The sequence below is a fragment of the Leifsonia williamsii genome, from assembly GCF_030433685.1.
Lineage (GTDB): Bacteria > Actinomycetota > Actinomycetes > Actinomycetales > Microbacteriaceae > Leifsonia > Leifsonia williamsii.
Genome location: NZ_JAROCF010000001.1, coordinates 2,441,210 through 2,459,999, shown reverse-complemented (window position 1 = coordinate 2,459,999; position 18,790 = coordinate 2,441,210). Strand labels below are relative to the sequence as shown.

Below are 18,790 nucleotides of genomic sequence, written 5' to 3'. Positions count from 1 at the left end.
TGCGATATCGTGGAGGACGCGCCCCCGTAGCTCAGCGGATAGAGCAGGAGCCTTCTAATCTCTTGGTCGCAGGTTCGATTCCTGCCGGGGGCACCGGACTGCCCAACCGTCGAGTACGCGCTAATTTGACCGAAACGTGGCGAGTCCGCGCATATTCTGCGTACTCGGCTGTTGCCTAGAGGGCCTTCGCCGCCGCCAGCAGGACCTGGTTGAGGGTGGGGACGCCCTCGGCGCGGAAGACCTCATCGCCCGCGGGGCCGGCGACGATCACTGTGGGGGTCGAGCGGATGCCGTCCGCCTCCGCCGACTCCAGGTTGCCGGCGACGTCGCGCTCGGTCACCCGCAGCCGCGGCACCAGGCGGGCCGCCTCGGCGAGCACCGCGCGCGTCTGCATGCACGGCTCGCAGAACGCCGACGTGTAGAGGGTGAGGCGGACCTCCGCGTCGGTTGCCGCAGGGCCAACGGCCGGTGTCGAATCCACGCTGCCAGTGTACGTCCGGCGAAATCGCGGCGACGATCGGCCCCGCTCCGCGCGCGCGTCACCCGCCCGTCACCCGCCCGGCGCAGGATCGCAGCGTGAGCCGAACGACCTTCACGCGATACGTCGCCCTCGGAGACTCGATCACGGAGGGGCTCTGCGACGCCGCCCCCGCCCGCCCGGGAGGCTGGCTCGGCTGGGCCGACCGCCTCGCCGCCATCCTCGACGGGGACGCCGGTCTCGCCGGCGGCACCCTCGAGTTCGCCAACCTCGCCGTGCGCGGCAGGAGGGTCGCCGACGTCGTCGACGACCAGATCCCGCACGCGCTCACCCTCGGCCCCGACCTCGTCTCGGTGCTCATCGGCGGCAACGACCTGATGAGCCCCTCCGCCGACCCCGACCAGCTCGCGGCGCGGTTGGAGGCGGGAGTCGGCGCCCTCCGCCGCAGCGGCGCCACCGTGCTCCTGGCCAATCTCTTCGACCCGCAGTTCGCGTTCTTCCTCAAGCCGTTCCGCGGGCGCGCCGCCGTCTTCAACGCGAACATCTGGAGCATCGCCCGCGACCACCAGGCCACCGTGCTCGACGTCTGGGGCGTGCGCGAGTTCCGCGACCCGGGGATGTGGGCCGCCGACCGCGTCCACCTGAGCGCCCGCGGGCACCGGCTGCTCGCCAGCCACGCGGCGCACACCCTCGGCGTGCCGTACGCGGAGGTGACCTCGGCCGCCACGGGCACCGCCGCCTCCCCCGCCCCCGTTCCGCCGCACGACGACGACCGCGACGAGCCGGACCTCCCGCTCGGCGCCTGGCTGCGCCTCCACGCGCTCCCCTGGGTGGCCCGCCGGCTGCGCCACATCTCGCTCGGCGACGGGATGGGGCCGAAGCTCCCCCAGCCGCTGCCCGTCGGCGGCCGGGCCGGCGCGCCGGGGGCTGTCGGAGGGCGGCACTAGACTCGGTGACATGGCTACCTCCTCGGATCGACTGGTCTGGATCGACTGCGAGATGACCGGACTCGACCTCGAGGTCGACGAGCTCGTCGAGATCGCGGTCGTCATCACCGACTTCGAGCTCAACGTGCTCGACCCGGGCCTCAGCATCGTGATCAAGCCCGACGCGACCGCGCTCGACAACATGGGCGACTTCGTCCGCGAGATGCACACCACCTCCGGGCTCATCGAGGAGATCCCGAACGGCAAGAGCCTCGCCGAGGCCGAGTACGAAGTGCTGGAGTACGTGCACAGGTTCGTGCCGACCGCGCGCACCGCTCCCCTCGCCGGCAACACCATCGGCACCGACCGCATGTTCATCGCCAAGTTCATGCCGCGCCTCGACAACCACCTGCACTACCGCAACGTCGACGTGTCCTCCATCAAGGAGCTCGCCCGGCGCTGGTTCCCGCGCATCTACTTCAACGCCCCCGAGAAGAACGGCGGCCACCGCGCCCTCGCCGACATCCTCGAGTCGATCCGCGAGCTCGACTACTACCGCTCTGCCGCCTTCGTCGCCCCGCCGGGGCCCACCACCGAGCAGACGCAGGCGACCGCCGCGTCCGTGGTGGAAAAATGGACCCCGCGGATGTACTAGAATCGACGAGTTGCCTCGACCGGCTCGCTGAAGCCGGACGCAGGACATGGTGGGTATAGCTCAGTTGGTAGAGCGCCTGGTTGTGGTCCAGGAGGTCGCGGGTTCAAGCCCCGTTACTCACCCCAAATGAAGGCCCCGATCGCGAGAAGCGACGGGGCCTTCGTCCTTCCGCTGAGCGTCACTCCACCGAGCGGTGCAGCAGGAAGATCCCGCCGTGCGCCGGACGACCCGCCCGAGCCCGCTCCGCGTCCGACTCGATGAACTCGTCCAGCACGGCGACGATGCGGCGATCGAGCTCGGCGACGTCCTGCTCCGACAGGTGCAGTGAGAACCGCGCGTACGTCGCGATGGAGGCCGGCCCAGCCTCCGCGAGCTCCTGCTGGAACGCCTCCATCGGCGCGAGGCCCTGACTGAGATCCAGGTCCTCCATCGCCACCGAGAGCCACCACGACCGCCCGGTCGACCGGTACGGCTTCTCCAGCGCGCCGCTCGCCCCCGTCCGCACCGGCGCCGGCTCCAGGAACCCCGCCGCCACGAGCTGCCGCACGTGGTAGTGCACCGTGCCCGGATCGACGTCCAGCCGGTCGGCCAGCTCCTTGTTCGTCAGCTCGCGATCGCCGCACAGGCGCAGGATGCGCACCCGCACCGGGTGCGACAGCGCCTTGAGCTCCGCCACTGTCGCCGGGCGGCGCTTCGACTCGGGATCAGCAGCCATGCCCGCAGCCTAGCCTGCAACGACCCTCCGATAGAGTTTCCCCGACCGATTGAGGTTTCTCCATCACTGTGCGATCCTGCCGGTATGCCCTCGCAGACGGCCGCGACGCCGAAGCCCCGCTCGCGCGTCCACCTCGGCGGACGGTACTGGACGTTGTGGAGCTCCTCCGCCCTCTCCAACCTCGCCGACGGTGTGCTCAAGGTCGCCCTGCCGCTGGTCGCCATCCGCTTCACCGACTCCCCCGCCCTCATCGCCGGCTTGGGCATCGCCTTCACCCTCCCCTGGCTGCTGACCGCCCTGACCGCGGGCGCGCTCGCCGATCGCTTCGACCGGCGGCGGCTCATGCTGATCGCCAACATCGCGCGGTCGGCGGTGCTCGGCGGCCTGCTGGTGCTCACCCTTCTCGGCGGAGGCTCGATCTGGGTGCTCTACGGCGCCGCCTTCCTCGTCGGCGTGGCCGAGACGGTCTACGACACCTCGGCGCAGTCGATCCTGCCCCAGCTCGTCGGCCGTGACGCGCTCTCCCGGGCGAACGGGAGGCTGTACGCCGCCGAGCTCACCGCCAACCAGTTCGTCGGGCCGCCGCTCGGCGGGCTCCTCGTGGCCCTGAGCGCCGCGCTCGCCATCGGGGCGCCCGCCGCGTTCTGGGTGGCGGCCGTCGTGATGCTGCTCTTCGTGCGCGGCCGGTATGCGACCGATCACCCCCGCACGACGACCATCCGCGCCGACATCGCCGAAGGCCTCCGCTTCCTCGGGCGGCACCGCCTGCTGCGCGTGCTCGCTGTCATGGTGGGTGGGTTCAACTTCGCGATCAACGCCGTCTTCACGGTCTTCGTGCTGTACGCCGTCGGAGCGGGCTCAGCGCTGCAGTTGAACGACCCCGAGTACGGCCTGCTCCTCACGGTCATGGCGATCGGCAGCGTGCTCGGCACCTTCCTCGCCGAGCCGTGCGAACGGGTGCTCGGGCGGGCGCGCTCCCTGATCGTCACCGTCTTCGCCGTCGCCATCATGCTCGCGGTCCCCGCGTTCACGACGAATCTGTGGGCGATCGGGGCGCTGTTCGCCCTCGGCGGAGCAGCCATCTCGGTCTGGAACGTGATCACCGTGTCGCTGCGGCAGCGGGTGACGCCCCCTCGCCTGCTCGGCCGGGTCAACAGTGCGTACCGGCTGCTGGCGTTCGGGACGATGCCCCTCGGGTCGGCCGTCGGCGGGCTGATCGCCGAGATCCTGGGGCTTCCGGCCGTGTTCCTGATCGCCGGCCTCGTCACCCTGTCACTCCTCTCAGGAATGTTCTGGGTCACTGACGGCGCGATGAGCCGCGCGGAGGAGGATGCCGATCGCGTCTCCGGCGCACCTGGAGGAACACCCGATGGGTCTACCGCCACCGCGGCCGACGAACGGTGACGTGTACACGACTTTGCCAGGCTCCGTGCCCGAACCGTCCAGAAACCGCGCCTAGGGTGGCTTCTCGACGGCGATCGGATGCCGTCGGTGCCGACCACCAGCTCACCCCCACCACTGAACGCAGACCCTGAGCTGGGTCCACTCCCCCCGGACGGCCGGCACACCCGCGCCGCACGCGCCTCGTCGGGACCCGCAGGGTCCACCGCCGATTCCGCACGTGCCGGTGCGGCTGCCAGCCCGCCGGGACGCCGCTTCACGCGGTCCCGCCGTGCGCCCGGAGTCGGGCGCGTCCGGTATGCGGGGAAGCCCGATCCAGGAAACACATGCTCAACACGATCCGTCACACCGTCAAGAACAACGTCACCTTCGGCCGCATCGTCACCGGCGCCGCCACGGTGCTCATGTCCGCCAGCCTCATCGCCCCCGCGATGGCGGCGCAGCAGAACGAGAAGGAGACCAGGGAGCTCTCGCAGTCCACCGGCCTCCACCACGACCAGCTCGGCGTCTACGAGTCCATCGTGCGCAGCCGCCTCGAGAAGGAGGCGCAGCAGACGCTCAGCTCGGCGCAGGCGACCGTCTCCGCCAACGAGACCAAGACCGACGCCTCGGCCGCCAAACTGGCCATCGCCGGGCTCGGCAGCTTCACCAAGCTCGACGACTCCGCGCTCCGCAAGTCGATCGACAGCACCAAGGCCGCCGCCGACGCCCTCTCCGCCGCCGGTGTCGAGGCCGACCGCAAGGCTGCAGAGGCCGCCGCCGCAGCAGCTGCCGCCAAGGCCGCCGCAGAGGCCGCCGCCGCCCAGGCCGCAGCGGAGGCCGCCGCCGCCGCGAACACGCCCGACAGCGCCAAGTCCGTCGCGGCGAGCATCGCCTCCTCGCAGTACGGCTGGGGCGGCGACCAGTTCTCGTGCCTCAGCAGCCTCTGGGCCAAGGAGTCCGGCTGGAACTATCAGGCGTACAACGCCGGCAGCGGCGCGACCGGCATCCCGCAGGCGCTCCCCGGCAGCAAGATGGCGAGCTTCGGCTCCGACTGGGCCACCAACGCGACCACGCAGATCAAGTGGGGCCTCGACTACATCGCGCGCTCCTACGGCACGCCGTGCTCGGCCTGGTCGCACTCCGAGTCCGTCAACTGGTACTGAGCCTCGACTCCGCCCGCACCGCGACATCCGCGGGGGTCCGCCGGCGCCCGGCGCCGGTAGACTCCCGCGGGTGAGCACCCCCGACGCGACCGACCCGGTCGCCAGCAGCCCCGTCATCCGCGGCGCGCACCTCGTCGGCAGCGTCAACCTGCCCGACGCGGAGAGCGTGTTCCGCGCCGTCAGCGCCCGCCTCGGCGACCGCCTCCACCGCATCCCGGATGGGGAGGTCGGCGAGCGGTTCTACTGGATCCAGTTCCAGACCAGGCGCTTCGACAGCATGACGGGGCTCTCGCGCATCCCCGTCGAGCCCTACTACCTGCGCGAGATCTTCGACGGCCGGCCCTTCCGGCTCGACGACGGCGTCACGGCGGACGAGCTGGTCTTCCCCGACCTCGGCTACGCCGACGCGGCGCTCGACTCGTACGCGACCTTCACCCGACTGCGCGAGGAGGGCGCGATCCCGGCGGGAGTCCGATTCCAGGTCTCGCTGCCGACGCCCGCCGCCGTCACCGGCGCCTTCATCGTCCCCGAGGACCGCGCCGCCGTCGAGCCCGCGTACGAACGCGCGCTGCTGGGCGAGCTCGACCGGATCGTCGCCGGCATCCCGCACGAGGACCTCGCCATCCAGTGGGACACCGCCGTGGAGTTCGCGCTCCTCGAGGGCCGCATCGAGCCGTGGTTCGACGACGTGCTCGGCGGCGTGATCGAGCGCGCGCTCCGTCAGGCGGCCGCCGTCCCCGACGACGTTCACGTCGGCTACCACCTCTGCTACGGCGACGTGGAGGAGCACCACTTCGTGCAGCCGGCCGACGCCGGCTACCTCGCGGCCGTCACCCGCGGCATCCTCGACGGCGCCGCGCGCCCGATCGCCTGGGTGCACCTCCCTGTGCCGATCGACCGCGACGACGACGCGTACTTCGCGCCCCTCGCCGACGTCGACGTGCCGACGGGCACCGAGCTGTACCTCGGCCTCCTGCACCATGAGGACGGTGTGGAGGGTGCAGGGCGTCGTGCCCGCGCCGCCGCGACCGCCCAACCCCGCTTCGGCGTGGCGACCGAGTGCGGCTTCGGTCGCGGGCCGAGCGAGCGCACCGCAGCGCTGCTCGACCTCCACGCGGCCGTCGCCGGGGCCTGGTGATGGCGCTGGAGCTGGACGAGGAGGCGTTCGAGACGATCGTCACCGACGAGCTCGATCAGCTCCCCGACGAGATGGTCGACGGCCTCGACAACGTCGTGTTCGTCGTGGAGGACCGCCCGGAGGACGGCTCCCTCGACCTGCTCGGGCTGTACGACGGCGTCGCGCTCACCGAACGCGACCGCTACGGCTTCGGCGAGATGCCGGACCGCATCATCCTGTACCGGGAGCCGCTCCTCACGATCAGCGCCGACGAGGACGAGCTGCGCGACGAGATCCACATCACGCTCGTGCACGAGATCGCGCACTACTACGGCATCGACGACGAACGCCTCCACGAGCTGGGCTGGGCCTAGCCGGGAGGCGCCGGGCGCGCGAGGCGCCGGAGTCGTCGGAGTGCGGAGCTCAGGCCCCGTAGCCGAAGATGGACTCGTCCTCCTGGTCGGCCTCGACCGGGTCGCTGTCGGGGGCGTCGAAGTGGTAGGTGACGTGCTTCAGCTGGCCGACGGTGCGCTCATCGCCCGCGATGTACCAGAACGTGGACTCCAGGCCCTCGACGGCGGCGACGACGCCGATGCGGTCGTCCACCTTGCCGTCGACCAGGAACCGGCGGTCCGTCTGCCCGGCCAGGGGGCCGTCGGCGAACTCGACGATGTATTCGGGGTCGGAGTGCGTGCTGTCGGTCATGACGTCAACGTTAGTCCTCCGCTACCGGATGGTGGAGTCGCCGGGCCGCGGACCTTCAGCCCCGACCGGCCAGCAGCCCGCCGAGCGGCCTGCTCGTGACGTCAAGCCGCAGCATCGCCGCTTCCCGCGGGTGCTCCCGCTCGACGTAGCGCTCGAACTGCGCCTGCCAGCGGTCCCACTCTCGCGCGAACACCTCGCCGTCGCGCTCCAGGGCCCGGCGCTTGCGGAGGGCGTCGTCGGCGTCGAGCCACACGGTGAGGTCGGCGTACGGGAGGTTCGCCGCGGCCAGCGTGCCGCAGCCCTCCACCACGACGGGCTCCTCCGCGTCCACCGCCACCGGCTCGGCCGGCCGGTCGCGCACCCAGTCCCAGCGCCGGTAGTGGCCGGTGCCGCCCTGGCGCAGCGGAGCGAGGAGGTCGCCGCCGAGGGCGGCGGAGCCGGCGTCGAGGCCGTCCCAGCCGGGATACAGCTCGTCCATGCGCACCAGGCGTGGGGTCCCGGCCGCGGGCCAGGCCGCGACCAGCTCGTCCGCGAGCGAGCTCTTGCCCGCTCCGCTCGGACCGTCGATCAGCACGACGACCGGCCGGCTCCCCGCGCGACGAGCGGCGTCCCGTACCCCGGCGAACAGGGCCTCCGCCGCTTCGACGCCCCTCAGATCGGCGCCCTGCTGGTCAGTGTCCGAACGCATTCCAGCTCCCCACGGCGACCGCTACCGACACGGCCGCGGTCGCGACCGCCGCCGCGACCACCAGAGCCGCCCAGTCGCGGCCGCGGAAGGTCGACGGCCGTGCCCAGGTCCGGGCGCCGGTCGCCCCGAAGCCGCGCGCCTCCATCGCCGTCGCCAGCTTGGTGCCGCGGCGGATCGAGAGGACGAACAGCGCGAACGACTGGCCGAGCAGCCGCCGCAGGGCACCGCTCTCGGCCACCCCGCGCGCCCGGCGGGCAAGAGTGAGCGCGCGCCAGTCGTCCACGAACAGCCCGACCAGCCGGAGGCCGGCGAGTCCGCCCAGCACGAAGCGCGCGGGCAGCCGCAGCAGCTGCGCGAGACCGTCGGCGAGGTCGGTCGGGTCGATGGTCACGAACAGCAGCACAGCGGGCAGACCGATCGCCAGGATGCGCAGCATGGTCGCGAGCGCGAGCTCCAGGGAGCCCTGGCTCACCTCCACCGCCCACCACTGCAGGTACACCGTGCCGCTGGAGGCGCCGTACAGCGCGGTCGTCAGACCGGCGAGCGGCGCCGCGATCCACAGCGGCGCCGTGCGGGCGACCACCACCCGGACGGGGAGGCGCGCGAAGGCCAGCAGCACAAGCTCCAGCACGAGCGCCACCAGCGCGGACACCGGATCGATCGAGACCAGCAGCACCACGGTCACGATCAGCGCGGCGCCCAGCTTGGCGACCGGGTTGAGCGTCGTGAGCGGACCCTGCCTGACCGGTTCGAGGAGCGTCACGCGACCACCCCCTGGCCCGCTTCCCGACCCGCTCCGAGGCGGAGGCTCTCGGCGCCGATCGCCGCCACGAACTCGGCGTCGTGCGTGGCGGTGACGACGGCGTGGCCCTCGCGGCGCAGCCCGGCGATCGTCTCCACCAGCCCGGCCCAGGTGTTCGCATCCTGCCCGAAGGTCGGTTCGTCGAGCACGAGGATCCGCGGACGCGTCGCCAGCGCGGTCGCGACCGACAGCCTCCGCTTCTGGCCACCCGAGAGGGTGAACGGGTTGGCGTCGGCCAGCGCTGCCAGCCGCAGCCGATCCAGCAGCTCGTCGACCCGGCGCCGCACCTCGTCGTCGGGCAGCCCGAGGGCGCGCGGCCCCGCGGCCAGCTCGTCACGGACGGTGGAGGCGAGGAGCTGGTGCTCGGGATTCTGGAACACGCTCCCGATGCGGGTGAGCAGCTCGCGCGACCGCCACTGGGACGGCTCGTGCGCGGCGCCGGCGGCGAGCAGTGCTTCCGCCTCCAGCCGCCCGTCGAGGGGAGGGAGCAGTCCGCCGAGCGTGAGGGCCAGCGTCGACTTGCCGGCGCCGTTCCTCCCGGTGAGCGCGAGGGCGGAGCCCTCGGCGAGCGTCAGGTCGACGCGGTCGGGCAGCGCGTGCAGCGCGGCTCCGTCGACGGAGCGGTCGCTGCGGGCGGGTCGCCGGCGGCGCCGGCGGACGACCGCGGGGCCGCGGCCGAAGGCCAGAGCCTCGGCGCTGAGCAGCCGCTCCCCCGGCACGACGACGGGAGGCTCGGGCACGGCGGCGTCCGGCAGCCACACCCCCGCCGCGCGCAGCACGCCGGCCGCATCCGCGAGCACAGCGTCGGGCGCGCCATCGGCGAGCACGCCGCCGTCCGCGCCCAGCACGACCACGCGGTCCACGAGGTCGCGCCACACCGCGACCCGGTGCTCCACGACGATGAAGGTCGCGCCGGTGGCCGCGAGTGCAGCGCCCACCGCCTCCCTGACCTCCGCCACACCCTCTGGATCGAGGTTCGCGGTGGGCTCGTCGAGCAGCAGCAGACCAGGACGCATGGCGAGCAGACCGGCCAGCCCGAGGCGCTGCTTCTGCCCGCCCGAGAGCGCAGCGGTCGGATGCTCCAGCGGCAGGTCGAGCCCCACCGCGTCGAGGGCCGTACGCACCCGCGGCCAGATCTCGGCCCGGGGAACGCCGAGGTTCTCGCAGCCGAACGCCACGTCGTCGCCGACGCGCGCGAGGATCACCTGGGCGTCGGGGTCCTGCAGCAGCAGCCCGGACACCCCGCGTGCCCGGGCGGGGTCGCGGCCGTCGACCAGCAGTGCGCCGGCCGACTCGCCGTCGTCCTCGCCGCCCAGCACGCCCGCCAGCCCGGCGAGCACGGTGCTCTTGCCGGCGCCGGAGGCTCCGAGCAGCAGCACGCGCTCGCCCGGCTCGACGCGCAGCGTCAGCTCGCGCACCGCCCACGCGGCCCGTGCGGAGTAGCGCCAGCCCCAGCCGTCGACCCGGACGGCGGCAGGGACCGGCTGTCCCTGGTGCGGCACGGCGTCAGACCCGCCCGGCTGCTTCCCGCCCGGCGGCGAAGCGGCTGAGGGCCCCGGTGCGGGCGAGTGCGCGCACCAGCAGCCACGACAGCAGCCCGGCGCAGACGACGCCCGAGATCACGGTCGTGATCGTGTACACCACGGCGAACTCCGGCTTGGCGCCCGGGTACCAGTAGAGGAGGTCGAGGATCGACTCGGCGAGACCGGCGCCGGCGCCCGCGAGCAGGGCCGGCAGCAGCCTCCAGTTCGCGTAGAGGAACAGCGCGAAGACGATCTCGGCGCCGAGGCCCTGCACCAGGCCGGAGAGCAGCGTGGCGAATCCCCACTGCGTACCGATCAGGGCGGACACCGTCGCCGCGACGAGCTCGCCGTACAGCGCCGCGCCGGGCTTGCGCACGATGAGCGCGGTCAGGACGCCCGCGAACAGCCACGGGCCGTTCAGGATGCCCTGGAAGCCCGGCAGCACCGCCGTGACCGGACCCGAGATCGGGTTCTGCACCTGGCCCCAGACCCAGAAGACGACGCCGGCGGCGACGGCGACGACGCTTGCGACGACGATGTCGACGACGCGCCAGCGGAAGACGCGCGCGGTCGGCCGCGCGCTCGTGGACGTGATGGTGTCCTGCACTGTTCGTGCCCTTTCACTCGAGGAAAAGAGGGCACGGGATATAGAGATGCCTCCCTGCGCTGGCATGACCCAGATCAGGTTCGACGGTCGAAGCTTGGAGCAGCTTCCTCTCAGCCCGGCTCACCGGACTCCCGTGTTCGCCGCCAGTCTAGCGCTTGAGCGCCTTGATGACGCGCGCCCAGGCGTGACCGGCCACCCAGAGGAACGGGATGCCGACCGCGAGCAGCGTGATCAGGTTGGGCCGGAAGCGCACACCGGTCTCGTCGCTCACGTACGCGCCGAACGGGATGGCGACGCCGCCTCCGCCCGCGCCGCCCGGGGCGTCCTCGCCCTCGGCGGCGGTGCCGGCGCCGAAGCCGAACTGCACGGCCGCGACCGGGACGATGGTCGTGCCGTCGACGACGACGGGCTCGCCGTAGACGGACTTGATGCCGGAGGAGCTGATGGTCTCGGCGAGCCGGAGAGACATGCTGGTCATGCGCTCACGCTACCGCGCCCCTCCCAGGCTGGCCAGGGCAGTTCGCAGACCACGTCCAGCGTCCGCCACGGGTTCTCGGCGGAGCGCCCGGAATAATCGGACGCGTGTCATCCCTCCGCGCCCGCCGTCGCCCTCGCGGCCTCGTGACCGGGATCGCGGCGCTCGGCGTCGGGGCGCTGCTGCTGTGGCACGGTGCGCTGCCGGACACCGCGGGCGCCGCCTCCCTGATCGAGACGTTCCTCCCCTGGGCGGGCGCGCTGATCGTGCTGCTCGGGCTGGGCGCGCTGCTGCGGCTGTCGGTGTTCGCCGGTCTCGCCGTCGCCACGGCCGCGGCGATCTGGTGGTCGCTGTTCGGCGCCGCGGCCCTGCCAGCGGTGAGCGCGGGAGCGCCCGCGTTCACCGTCGTGAGCGAGAACGTGCAGGCCGGCAACCCGTCGGCCGCCGCCATCGCACGCGACCTGGCCGGCCGCTCCCCCGACCTGATCGCGCTGCAGGAGCTCGACGGCACGACCCTCCCCGCGGTGGAGAGCGTGCTCGACGCCGCCTACCCCTACCGGTCGGTCGTCGGCACGGTCGGCCTCTGGAGCCGCTACCCGCTGAGCGGCGAGGAGCGCCTCTCGCTCGGGCTGGGCTGGGACCGCGCCCTGCGCGTCGACGTCGCGACGCCCGGAGCGCCGACGAGCGTGTACGCGGTGCACCTGGCCTCCGTCCGCCCCGGGGAGAACGCGCAGCGCGACGAGATGCTGGCCGCGCTGACCTCCACCGTCCGCGCGGACGACGCCGGCCGGGTCCTCGTCGTCGGCGACCTCAACACCGCGAGCACCGACCGCACGCTGTCTCCGCTGACCGACGTGCTCGCCGAGAACCCGGACAGCGCCCTCGGCCTCGGCTTCACCTGGCCGGCGGCGCTGCCGCTCGCCCGGCTCGACCACGCGTTCGTCCGCGGGCTGACCACCGTCAGCAGCACGGTGCTGCCCGACAACGGCAGCGACCACCGCGGCATCGAGGTCGGCCTGCGCTAGCCGCGCCCCTCGGCAGCCGCCGAGTACGCACGAATTCGCCCCGAAACGCTCGAGTACGCGGAGAGTCCGCGTACTCGGCGGTCTCAGTCGGAGACCCAGCGCGGGTTGCGGCCGTCCGTCGACTCGGCGTCGGCCTCCTTGGTGCGGCGCACCAGGGAGGCAGGGCCGATCACGCCTCGGCCGAAGCGGGCGCTCACCGCGTCGAGGGTCTGCTCGGTGCTGCGCCACTCCTCGTCCGGGTCCCACAGCGCGAGCGCGTCGCCGCCCGCGTCGATCAACTGCTCGGCGCGGATGCCGATCAGCCGGATGGGCGTGCGGCGCAGGTCGAGCTCCAGCGCCTCGAAGATCTGCCACGCCTCCTCGAACAGCCGCCGGCCGACGCTCGTCGGCTCGGCCAGCGTGCGCGAGCGCGTGATGGTGTGGAAGTCGGAGAACCGCACCTTGATCGCGACCGTGCGGCCGAGCATCCCGTGGCTGCGCAGGCGCTCGCCGACCCGCGTCGAGAGCCGCAGCAGCTCCCGGCGCAGGGTGTCGGGGTCGTCGACGTCGACGCCGAAGGTGTTCTCGTGGCCGATGCTCTTCTCGCGCGACTCGGTGACGACGCGGCGCGGGTCGCGACCGTTCGCGAGCTCGTGCAGCCGGCGCCCGCTCGCGTCGCCGACGGCCTTCTGGAGCACGTGGAGGGGCGCATCGGCCAGATCGGCGACCGTGCGCAGCCCCATCCGCTCGAGCGCCGCCTGCGTGCTGGCGCCGACGCCCCACAGCGCGCCGACCGGCAGCGGCCGGAGGAACGCGATCGTCTCGCCCGGCGGGATGACGAGCAGCCCGTCGGGCTTCGCGCGGCCGGAGGCGAGCTTCGCCATGAACTTCGTCGCGGCGACGCCCACCGAGCAGGTCAGCCCCGTCTCGCCCGCGACGCGCGAGCGCACCAGCTCGGCGATGCGCCGGGGCGACCCCAGCAGCCTCCCGGCGCCCGACACGTCGAGGAAGGCCTCGTCGATCGACAGCGGCTCCACGAGCGGCGTGACCTCGTGGAAGATGTCCATCACACGCTTCGAGTACTCGACGTACTTCTCGTAGTGCGGCGGCAGGATGATCGCGGTCGGGCACAGCCGCATCGCCTGCGCCATCGGCATCGCGCTCCGCACGCCGTACCGGCGGGCCTCGTAGGTCGCGCTCGTCACGACCCCGCGCCCGCCCGCGTGCCCGACGATCGCGGGCTTGCCGCGCGCATCGGGCCGGTCGAGCAGCTCGACGGAGGCGAAGAAGGCGTCCATGTCGACGTGCAGGATGTGGGCGCCGGTGTCGTCGACGTCGGCGGTCGTCACCCGCCGATCCGTGCCGTCCGCTCGTCCCACTCCACAAGCTTGCCATCCGCGACCGACACCCGGGACCGCGCTCCGCGCGGAGTAGCGTGAACCGCATGGAATTCAGATACCTCGGCGAGTCCGGGCTCAAGATCTCGGAGATCATCTACGGCAACTGGCTGACCCACGGATCGCAGGTCGAGAACGACACCGCGACCGCCTCCGTCCGGGCCGCCCTCGACGCCGGCATCACCACGTTCGACACCGCGGACGCGTACGCCAACACGGTCGCGGAGCAGGTGCTCGGCGACGCGCTGAAGGGCGAGCGCCGCGCCTCCCTCGAGATCTTCACGAAGGTCTACTGGCCCACCGGCCCGAAGGGGCACAACGACGTCGGCCTCTCGCGCAAGCACATCATGGAGTCGATCGACGGCTCCCTGCAGCGCCTCGGCACCGACTACGTCGACCTCTACCAGGCTCACCGGTACGACGTCGAGACGCCGCTGGAGGAGACGATGCAGGCGTTCGCCGACATCGTGCGCCAGGGCAAGGCCCTCTACATCGGCGTCAGCGAGTGGACCGCGGAGCAGCTGCGCGCCGGGCATGCGCTGGCGAAGCAGCTCGGCTTCCAGCTCATCTCGAACCAGCCGCAGTACTCGATGCTGTGGCGCGTCATCGAGGGCGCTGTGGTCCCGGCCTCGGCCGAGCTGGGCATCTCGCAGATCGTCTGGTCGCCGGTCGCGCAGGGCGTGCTCACCGGCAAGTACCTGCCGGGCGAGCAGCCGCCGGAGGGCTCCCGCGGCGCAGACGAGAAGGGCGGCGCGAACGCCATCAAGAGCTTCCTGCGCGACGACGTGCTGGAGGCCGTGCAGCGCCTCCGTCCGATCGCCGACGAGCTCGGCATCACGATGGCGCAGCTGGCCGTGGCGTGGGTGCTGCAGAACCCGAACGTCGCCGGGGCCATCGTGGGCGCCTCCCGCCCGGAGCAGGTGGCGTCGAACGCGGCCGCGGCAGGCATCCGCCTGGACGGCGACGTGCTCGCCCGCATCGACGAGGCCGTCGGCGACGTCGCGGTGACCGACACGACCGAGACGAAGTCGCCGGAGCGCCGCCCCGCCTAGGTCGGGCCACCCGCCCGCGACCCGGTTCCGGCCGCTCCGCCCCGCCCCCGCTACACCAGCGCGGCGACGAGCGGTTGGAACCAGTCGCGGAACGCGCGCGAATCGTCGCGCAGGCTGCCGCTCACCACGACGGTGTGCGGCCCCACGATCCACGCGCCCGGCTCGGCCAGCGGGAGCACGTCGATGTCGAGCCGGAAGTATCCGGCCTGCCGTCGCAGCTCGTGCTCGCGCTCCCGCACCACGTCGACGATGTCGGCGGCCCGCTGCGCGTGCTTCTCCAGACTGGTCCGCGCGTACTCCGCGTGCCGCTCCGCCGACCAGTGCGCGGCGACGTCGTAGTAGCGGAGGATGAGGTCCTGCAGCTCGATCGCCCGGTCGAACGCCTCGAAGTGCGGCGGGTGCAGCAGCCCGCCGAGCGGCCGCCGGTCGCGGTGCACCGCACGTTCGAACCAGGCCGCCCACTGGCGGGAGAGGATGTCGTCGCCGGCCTCCGCGCCTCCCGGCGCCGGCGTGCCCGCCGCGGTCGCGCGGCGGGCAGCAGAGCTCGTCGCCGTGTGCAAGGCCGGCTCGGGCTCCGGCGCCAGCCGCGGGAGGACCGGGTCGCCGACCGCATGCAGCCCCGCCAGGTCGCGCACGGCGAGGGCCATCAGCAGGTCCCAGGGACAGTCCTCGGTGACCTGCCATCGAAGGGTCCCCTCGACGAACATGCCGACATTGTAGGTTCGGCCGCCGACAGGCAGAAGAGGGCCGGGAGCCGTCAGCGGCGGCGGTCGAGCTCGGCGACGATCCGGGCCAGCGTGCGCTGGTTGCGGCCGGTCGCCACGGGCCCGACCGCGCGCCAGAACGCGGCGGGGACGACCGACTTCGAGATGCCGAGCGGGCACCACTGGTAGAGCGCCCGCTCCCCCGCGCGCAGCACCTCCGGAGCGAGGTCGGCGTCGGCGGGGAGCTCGAGGTCCGCCGGCAGGTCGTGGTCGAGGAAGGTGACCAGGAGACGGGCGTCGTCGTCGGCGACCGAGATCAGCGGGTTCGCGGCCACGACCTCCCGGAACTGCTCCTCCCCGACCAGCACCACCCGCGCGGAGACGCCGGAGCGCCGCTCGATGCCCGCCTCGACCGTCGCCGCCTGCTCGACGGTCGGCGCGCCCGTCATGCCGAACACGGCGTTGCCGCTCTGCAGCAGCGTGACGACGTCGGAGAACCCGGCGTCGGCGAAGGCTGCGGCGAGGTCGTCCTTGGCGACGCGGGTGGAGGCGCCGACATTGATGCCCCGCACCAGCCCGACGCCGAGCGCGGCGCCGGCCCCCCGCGCGGCCGCCACGGTCACTCCGCCGGCTCGGCCGCGACGAGCAGCGACGCCGGGATGGTGGCCGACGCGTATGGGCCGCGCCCGTCGCGCCGGTGCTGCGGCTCGCTGAACGCCACCACCCAGGTCGTGAGCCGGTCGGAGGGCAGCGTGACCGACCGCACGCCGCGCTCGCCGCGCGCGATGATCACGCCGGTCGGCTCGCCGACCCAGTCGTCGCCCGACGGCGTCCCGTGCTCGCGGACCCACACCTGCACGCCGACGCCCAGGCCGCCCGGGGCTCGTTCGTCGGCGACGGCGGGGTCAGGCGTCTGGTCGGCTCGGCTGCGATTCCACATGGTTCAAGCATCCCATCAGGATGGCGTCGACCCACTCGCCCTCCCACAGCAGCGCGTCGCGCCTGCGGCCCTCGACGACGAAGCCGGCCTTCTCGTAGGCACGCTGCGCCCGCGGGTTGAAGGCGTACACCTCCAGCTCGATGCGGTGGAGGCCGACGGCGCCGAACGCGTGCTCGACCACCGCCCGCGTCGCCTCGGTGCCGTACCCCCGGCCGAACCAGCGCGGGGAGGCGAGGGCGATGCGGAAGCTCGCGGAGCGGTTGTCCCCGTCGAGCTCGTTGAGGACGACCTCGCCGATGTGCTCCTGCGTCTCGGCCAGCACGATCGCCCAGTCGGCGCGGTCGTCCTGCTCCGCGAGGCGGGCGAGCCAGCGCTGGACGGCCTCACGCGTGAAGGTCGCGTGCGTGCCGGTCAGCCGCATCGATTCGGGCTCCTGGAGGGCCGCCCACGTCCCCTCGATGTGCTCCGGCCCGAGCGGCACGAGGCGCAGCCGATCGGTGCGGAGCACGGGCACGGGTTTCAGTGCGAGATCGATGGCTGGCCTCCTTCGGTCGGGCGGCGGCGCTCGGGGTCGAGCAGCCGCCGCAGCGTCGACCGTTCGAGGACGGTCCAGGTGGTGCTGGTCAGGATGTACACGGCGGCCGCCAGCGGCACGAACGCGGCGAAGACCACGGTGACGTACGGCAGGAACGACAGCGCACGCAGCATACCGGCGGGAGGCGTCGCAGCGGTGCCCGGTCCGCCCGGCGCGGGCTGCTGCGGGAGCGCCAGGACCTTGCGCGAGACGGTGGTCACGGCGGCGATCAGCGCGAGCACGACGAGGTAGACGACGATCGCGGGCCACACCTGCGGGCCCGCGCCGGTCAGCCCGACGAAACTGGTGCCGAGCGGTGCGCCGAACGCCCGCTCGTCGAGCAGCGCGTTGCCGTGCCCGGCGATGCTCGGGTGGGTGAAGACCGCGTAGACGAGCGAGATGACGGGGATCTGCGCGAGCAGCGGCAGCATGCCCGCGAAGGGCGATGTGCGCTCCTCCTGGTACAGCTCGATGGTCTTGCGGCCGAGCAGCTCGCGGTCGTGGCCGTGCTTGCTCTGCAGCTCCGCGAGCTTGGGCGCGAGCCGGCGGCGCACGAACTCGGCGCGCACCTGGCTGACGCCGACCGGGAGGAGGACGGCCCGGACGACGACCGTCAGGAGGACGACGGCGACCAGGCCCGCCGCGGTGCCCGCGAACGGCTGCACGGCGGCGGAGAGGGCGGTGACGAAGCCGTAGGCCGCGTCGAGGACGGCCGCGATCGGCGGCCACGAGAAGAAGTCCATGGGTGTGTTCCCTGCATGTCGGACGGACGCTGGAGTCGTCTGACCGCGCGCGGGACCCTCGGTCCGGCGCTACGCGGCCTGCAGGGAGAGCCCGGGCGCTCGCGGGCGCGGATGCCCGTCGGCATCGGGATCGGCGACGCTCTCGACCAGCCAGCCGGCGGGCGGCTCCGCGGGTCGCGACCACACGACGCGCGAGGTGAGCGACGCCGCGAGCGCGGCGACCGACCGCAGCGATGCGAGCGCGACGGCGGCCACGAGGCCGATCGCTCCGGCGACGCCGACGAGGGCGAGCGCACCGGCCGGGCCGGACGTGCTCCACACCGACCCGAGCACGGACGCGATGGTCCGCGTCAGCAGGTCGAGGAGGGTGTGCACGGGGACGACGCTAACAGACCACGGCAGCCGCGGCCCAGCGCCGTTCGCCGTGAGCGCATCCGCGCCGGACGGGTGCAGGATGGAGGCATGACTCGTGTTGCGATCGTCGGAGCCCATGGAAAAGTCGCCCAGCAGCTGATGCGGGTGCTGTACGACCGGGGCGACGACTTCGTCGGCATCGTCCGCAACGAGGAGCACGCCGAAGACGTGTACCGCCTCGGCGGTGAGGGCGTGCTGCTCGACATCGAGCGCGCCTCCTCCGACCAGCTGGCCGAGGCGTTCGCCGGCTGCGACGCCGTGGTGTTCACGGCGGGCGCGGGAGGCGGCTCCGGCGTCGAGCGCAAGCGCACGGTGGACTATGCGGGTTCGGTGAAGTCGGCCGACGCGGCGAAGGCGGCCGACGTCCGGCGCTTCGTGCAGGTGTCGGCGTGGGGCACGGACGCGCCCGTCGACGCCGACGCCGACCCGCAGTGGCGCGCGTACGTCGAGGCGAAGCGCGACGCCGACGCGGCGCTGCGCGACTCCGGCCTCGACTGGACCATCCTGCGCCCGGGCGCGCTCACCTTCGACGAGGGCACCGGCCGGGTGACGCTCGGCGACAGCGTGCCGCGCGGCAGCATCGCCCGGGAGGACGTCGCCCGCCTCATCGCCGCGTGCCTGGACGAGCCGGCGTCGATCGGCCGCCAGTGGGAGGTCGTCGCGGGCGACACCCCGATCGAGGAGGCCGTGCGCGCGGCGGCGGGCGCCGCCTGAGGCGCGCGGGC

General features: G+C 73.0%; 24 protein-coding genes, 2 tRNA genes and 1 riboswitch. Of the genes, 11 read left to right on the top strand and 15 right to left on the bottom strand.

The genetic code is table 11. From position 1 onward, the window contains the following. Positions 1-20: 20 nt before the first annotated feature. Positions 21-93, top strand: a tRNA-Arg gene (locus P5G50_RS11595). Between the two features lie 82 nt (positions 94-175). On the opposite strand, the gene P5G50_RS11590 is transcribed toward P5G50_RS11595, so the two are convergent. Beyond that, positions 176-481 (bottom strand): YbbN family protein, encoded by a 306-nt coding sequence (locus P5G50_RS11590; protein WP_301208824.1) that lies wholly within the window; start codon positions 479-481, stop codon positions 176-178. A 95-nt stretch (positions 482-576) separates the two neighbouring features. Here P5G50_RS11590 and P5G50_RS11585 point away from each other — a divergent pair, with 95 nt between their 5' ends. The 3 genes from P5G50_RS11585 (at position 577) to P5G50_RS11575 (ending at position 2,184) form a co-directional block, all read left to right on the top strand. Further along, positions 577-1,425: an SGNH/GDSL hydrolase family protein gene (locus tag P5G50_RS11585; protein ID WP_301208826.1), complete on the top strand. Its 849-nt coding sequence runs from the start codon at positions 577-579 to the stop codon at positions 1,423-1,425. A 10-nt stretch (positions 1,426-1,435) separates the two neighbouring features. Then, a complete protein-coding gene (gene orn, locus P5G50_RS11580) occupies positions 1,436-2,059 on the top strand; it encodes an oligoribonuclease (protein ID WP_301208828.1) in 624 nt (207 codons plus the stop codon). Between the two features lie 49 nt (positions 2,060-2,108). Continuing rightward, positions 2,109-2,184: transfer RNA gene (locus P5G50_RS11575), tRNA-His, on the top strand. A gap of 53 nt (positions 2,185-2,237) precedes the next feature. Here P5G50_RS11575 and P5G50_RS11570 read toward each other — a convergent pair. Further along, positions 2,238-2,774, bottom strand: coding sequence for an ArsR/SmtB family transcription factor (locus tag P5G50_RS11570; protein ID WP_301208830.1), 537 nt, complete (start codon positions 2,772-2,774; stop codon positions 2,238-2,240). Positions 2,775-2,858: 84 nt separating this feature from the next. Here P5G50_RS11570 and P5G50_RS11565 point away from each other — a divergent pair, with 84 nt between their 5' ends. The 4 genes from P5G50_RS11565 (at position 2,859) to P5G50_RS11550 (ending at position 6,811) form a co-directional block, all read left to right on the top strand. After that, entirely contained in the window at positions 2,859-4,178 is a 1,320-nt protein-coding gene (locus P5G50_RS11565; protein WP_301208832.1) for an MFS transporter, read from the top strand. Between the two features lie 323 nt (positions 4,179-4,501). Continuing rightward, complete coding sequence (locus P5G50_RS11560; protein WP_301208835.1) at positions 4,502-5,320, top strand: aggregation-promoting factor C-terminal-like domain-containing protein; 819 nt, start codon at positions 4,502-4,504, stop codon at positions 5,318-5,320. Between the two features lie 70 nt (positions 5,321-5,390). Then, positions 5,391-6,458 (top strand): hypothetical protein, encoded by a 1,068-nt coding sequence (locus tag P5G50_RS11555; protein WP_301208837.1) that lies wholly within the window; start codon positions 5,391-5,393, stop codon positions 6,456-6,458. Continuing rightward, positions 6,458-6,811, top strand: coding sequence for a metallopeptidase family protein (locus P5G50_RS11550; protein WP_301208839.1), 354 nt, complete (start codon positions 6,458-6,460; stop codon positions 6,809-6,811). Before P5G50_RS11555 ends, P5G50_RS11550 begins: the two co-directional genes overlap by 1 nt. A gap of 49 nt (positions 6,812-6,860) precedes the next feature. Here the strand turns inward: P5G50_RS11550 and P5G50_RS11545 are convergent, their stop codons facing one another. The 6 genes from P5G50_RS11545 to P5G50_RS11520 all read right to left on the bottom strand — a co-directional run bounded on the left by P5G50_RS11545 (position 6,861) and on the right by P5G50_RS11520 (position 11,240). Next, positions 6,861-7,142, bottom strand: a complete 282-nt coding sequence (locus P5G50_RS11545; protein ID WP_301208841.1) for a hypothetical protein — start codon at positions 7,140-7,142, stop codon at positions 6,861-6,863. Between the two features lie 55 nt (positions 7,143-7,197). Beyond that, positions 7,198-7,830, bottom strand: coding sequence for a nucleoside/nucleotide kinase family protein (locus P5G50_RS11540; RefSeq protein ID WP_301208843.1), 633 nt, complete (start codon positions 7,828-7,830; stop codon positions 7,198-7,200). After that, positions 7,814-8,593, bottom strand: a complete 780-nt coding sequence (locus tag P5G50_RS11535) for an energy-coupling factor transporter transmembrane component T family protein (protein WP_301208845.1) — start codon at positions 8,591-8,593, stop codon at positions 7,814-7,816. The genes P5G50_RS11540 and P5G50_RS11535 overlap by 17 nt, the downstream gene beginning before the upstream one ends. After that, positions 8,590-10,134 (bottom strand): ABC transporter ATP-binding protein, encoded by a 1,545-nt coding sequence (locus P5G50_RS11530; protein ID WP_301208847.1) that lies wholly within the window; start codon positions 10,132-10,134, stop codon positions 8,590-8,592. The genes P5G50_RS11535 and P5G50_RS11530 overlap by 4 nt, the downstream gene beginning before the upstream one ends. A 4-nt stretch (positions 10,135-10,138) precedes the next feature. Beyond that, positions 10,139-10,762 carry an ECF transporter S component gene (locus P5G50_RS11525; protein WP_301208849.1) on the bottom strand — a complete coding sequence of 208 codons (624 nt, stop codon included), beginning with the start codon at positions 10,760-10,762 and terminating at the stop codon, positions 10,139-10,141. Positions 10,763-10,796: 34 nt separating this feature from the next. Further along, positions 10,797-10,898, bottom strand: a riboswitch (TPP riboswitch). 12 nt (positions 10,899-10,910) lie between these two features. Beyond that, positions 10,911-11,240, bottom strand: coding sequence for a GerW family sporulation protein (locus tag P5G50_RS11520; RefSeq protein ID WP_301208851.1), 330 nt, complete (start codon positions 11,238-11,240; stop codon positions 10,911-10,913). A 104-nt stretch (positions 11,241-11,344) separates the two neighbouring features. Between P5G50_RS11520 and P5G50_RS11515 the strand changes: the two genes are divergently transcribed. Then, positions 11,345-12,262: an endonuclease/exonuclease/phosphatase family protein gene (locus P5G50_RS11515; protein WP_301208853.1), complete on the top strand. Its 918-nt coding sequence runs from the start codon at positions 11,345-11,347 to the stop codon at positions 12,260-12,262. 83 nt (positions 12,263-12,345) lie between these two features. On the opposite strand, the gene P5G50_RS11510 is transcribed toward P5G50_RS11515, so the two are convergent. Continuing rightward, positions 12,346-13,590, bottom strand: coding sequence for a DNA polymerase IV (locus tag P5G50_RS11510; RefSeq protein ID WP_301208855.1), 1,245 nt, complete (start codon positions 13,588-13,590; stop codon positions 12,346-12,348). Positions 13,591-13,685: 95 nt separating this feature from the next. On the opposite strand from P5G50_RS11510, the gene P5G50_RS11505 reads away from it, so the two are divergent. Then, on the top strand, positions 13,686-14,690 hold the full coding sequence (locus tag P5G50_RS11505) for an aldo/keto reductase family protein (protein ID WP_301208857.1): 1,005 nt from the start codon (positions 13,686-13,688) through the stop codon (positions 14,688-14,690). A gap of 50 nt (positions 14,691-14,740) precedes the next feature. Here the strand turns inward: P5G50_RS11505 and P5G50_RS11500 are convergent, their stop codons facing one another. The 6 genes from P5G50_RS11500 to P5G50_RS11475 form a co-directional block, all read right to left on the bottom strand. After that, positions 14,741-15,397: a hypothetical protein gene (locus tag P5G50_RS11500; protein WP_301208859.1), complete on the bottom strand. Its 657-nt coding sequence runs from the start codon at positions 15,395-15,397 to the stop codon at positions 14,741-14,743. Between the two features lie 50 nt (positions 15,398-15,447). Further along, entirely contained in the window at positions 15,448-16,011 is a 564-nt protein-coding gene (locus tag P5G50_RS11495) for a DUF1697 domain-containing protein (protein WP_301208861.1), read from the bottom strand. Between the two features lie 2 nt (positions 16,012-16,013). Beyond that, positions 16,014-16,334: a hypothetical protein gene (locus P5G50_RS11490; protein WP_301208862.1), complete on the bottom strand. Its 321-nt coding sequence runs from the start codon at positions 16,332-16,334 to the stop codon at positions 16,014-16,016. After that, positions 16,300-16,842, bottom strand: coding sequence for a GNAT family N-acetyltransferase (locus P5G50_RS11485; RefSeq protein ID WP_301208864.1), 543 nt, complete (start codon positions 16,840-16,842; stop codon positions 16,300-16,302). The genes P5G50_RS11490 and P5G50_RS11485 overlap by 35 nt, the downstream gene beginning before the upstream one ends. Positions 16,843-16,853: 11 nt before the next feature. Beyond that, positions 16,854-17,651: a YidC/Oxa1 family membrane protein insertase gene (locus tag P5G50_RS11480; RefSeq protein WP_301208866.1), complete on the bottom strand. Its 798-nt coding sequence runs from the start codon at positions 17,649-17,651 to the stop codon at positions 16,854-16,856. 69 nt (positions 17,652-17,720) lie between these two features. Continuing rightward, positions 17,721-18,026: a DUF6412 domain-containing protein gene (locus P5G50_RS11475; RefSeq protein ID WP_301208868.1), complete on the bottom strand. Its 306-nt coding sequence runs from the start codon at positions 18,024-18,026 to the stop codon at positions 17,721-17,723. Positions 18,027-18,113: 87 nt separating this feature from the next. Here P5G50_RS11475 and P5G50_RS11470 point away from each other — a divergent pair, with 87 nt between their 5' ends. Further along, positions 18,114-18,779 (top strand): SDR family oxidoreductase, encoded by a 666-nt coding sequence (locus P5G50_RS11470; RefSeq protein WP_301208870.1) that lies wholly within the window; start codon positions 18,114-18,116, stop codon positions 18,777-18,779. Positions 18,780-18,790 lie beyond the last annotated feature (11 nt).

Bases quoted from the DNA above. Each gene is read 5' to 3' on its own strand.
- P5G50_RS11480 (WP_301208866.1), bottom strand. From the start codon at position 17,651: ATGGACTTCTTCTCGTGGCCGCCGATCGCGGCCGTCCTCGACGCGGCC.
- P5G50_RS11505 (WP_301208857.1), top strand. From the start codon at position 13,686: ATGGAATTCAGATACCTCGGCGAGTCCGGGCTCAAGATCTCGGAGATC.
- P5G50_RS11490 (WP_301208862.1), bottom strand. From the start codon at position 16,334: ATGTGGAATCGCAGCCGAGCCGACCAGACGCCTGACCCCGCCGTCGCC.
- P5G50_RS11565 (WP_301208832.1), top strand. From the start codon at position 2,859: ATGCCCTCGCAGACGGCCGCGACGCCGAAGCCCCGCTCGCGCGTCCAC.
- P5G50_RS11470 (WP_301208870.1), top strand. From the start codon at position 18,114: ATGACTCGTGTTGCGATCGTCGGAGCCCATGGAAAAGTCGCCCAGCAG.
- P5G50_RS11520 (WP_301208851.1), bottom strand. From the start codon at position 11,240: ATGACCAGCATGTCTCTCCGGCTCGCCGAGACCATCAGCTCCTCCGGC.
- P5G50_RS11560 (WP_301208835.1), top strand. From the start codon at position 4,502: ATGCTCAACACGATCCGTCACACCGTCAAGAACAACGTCACCTTCGGC.
- P5G50_RS11540 (WP_301208843.1), bottom strand. From the start codon at position 7,830: ATGCGTTCGGACACTGACCAGCAGGGCGCCGATCTGAGGGGCGTCGAA.
- P5G50_RS11500 (WP_301208859.1), bottom strand. From the start codon at position 15,397: ATGTTCGTCGAGGGGACCCTTCGATGGCAGGTCACCGAGGACTGTCCC.
- P5G50_RS11570 (WP_301208830.1), bottom strand. From the start codon at position 2,774: ATGGCTGCTGATCCCGAGTCGAAGCGCCGCCCGGCGACAGTGGCGGAG.
- P5G50_RS11545 (WP_301208841.1), bottom strand. From the start codon at position 7,142: ATGACCGACAGCACGCACTCCGACCCCGAATACATCGTCGAGTTCGCC.
- P5G50_RS11550 (WP_301208839.1), top strand. From the start codon at position 6,458: ATGGCGCTGGAGCTGGACGAGGAGGCGTTCGAGACGATCGTCACCGAC.
- orn (WP_301208828.1), top strand. From the start codon at position 1,436: ATGGCTACCTCCTCGGATCGACTGGTCTGGATCGACTGCGAGATGACC.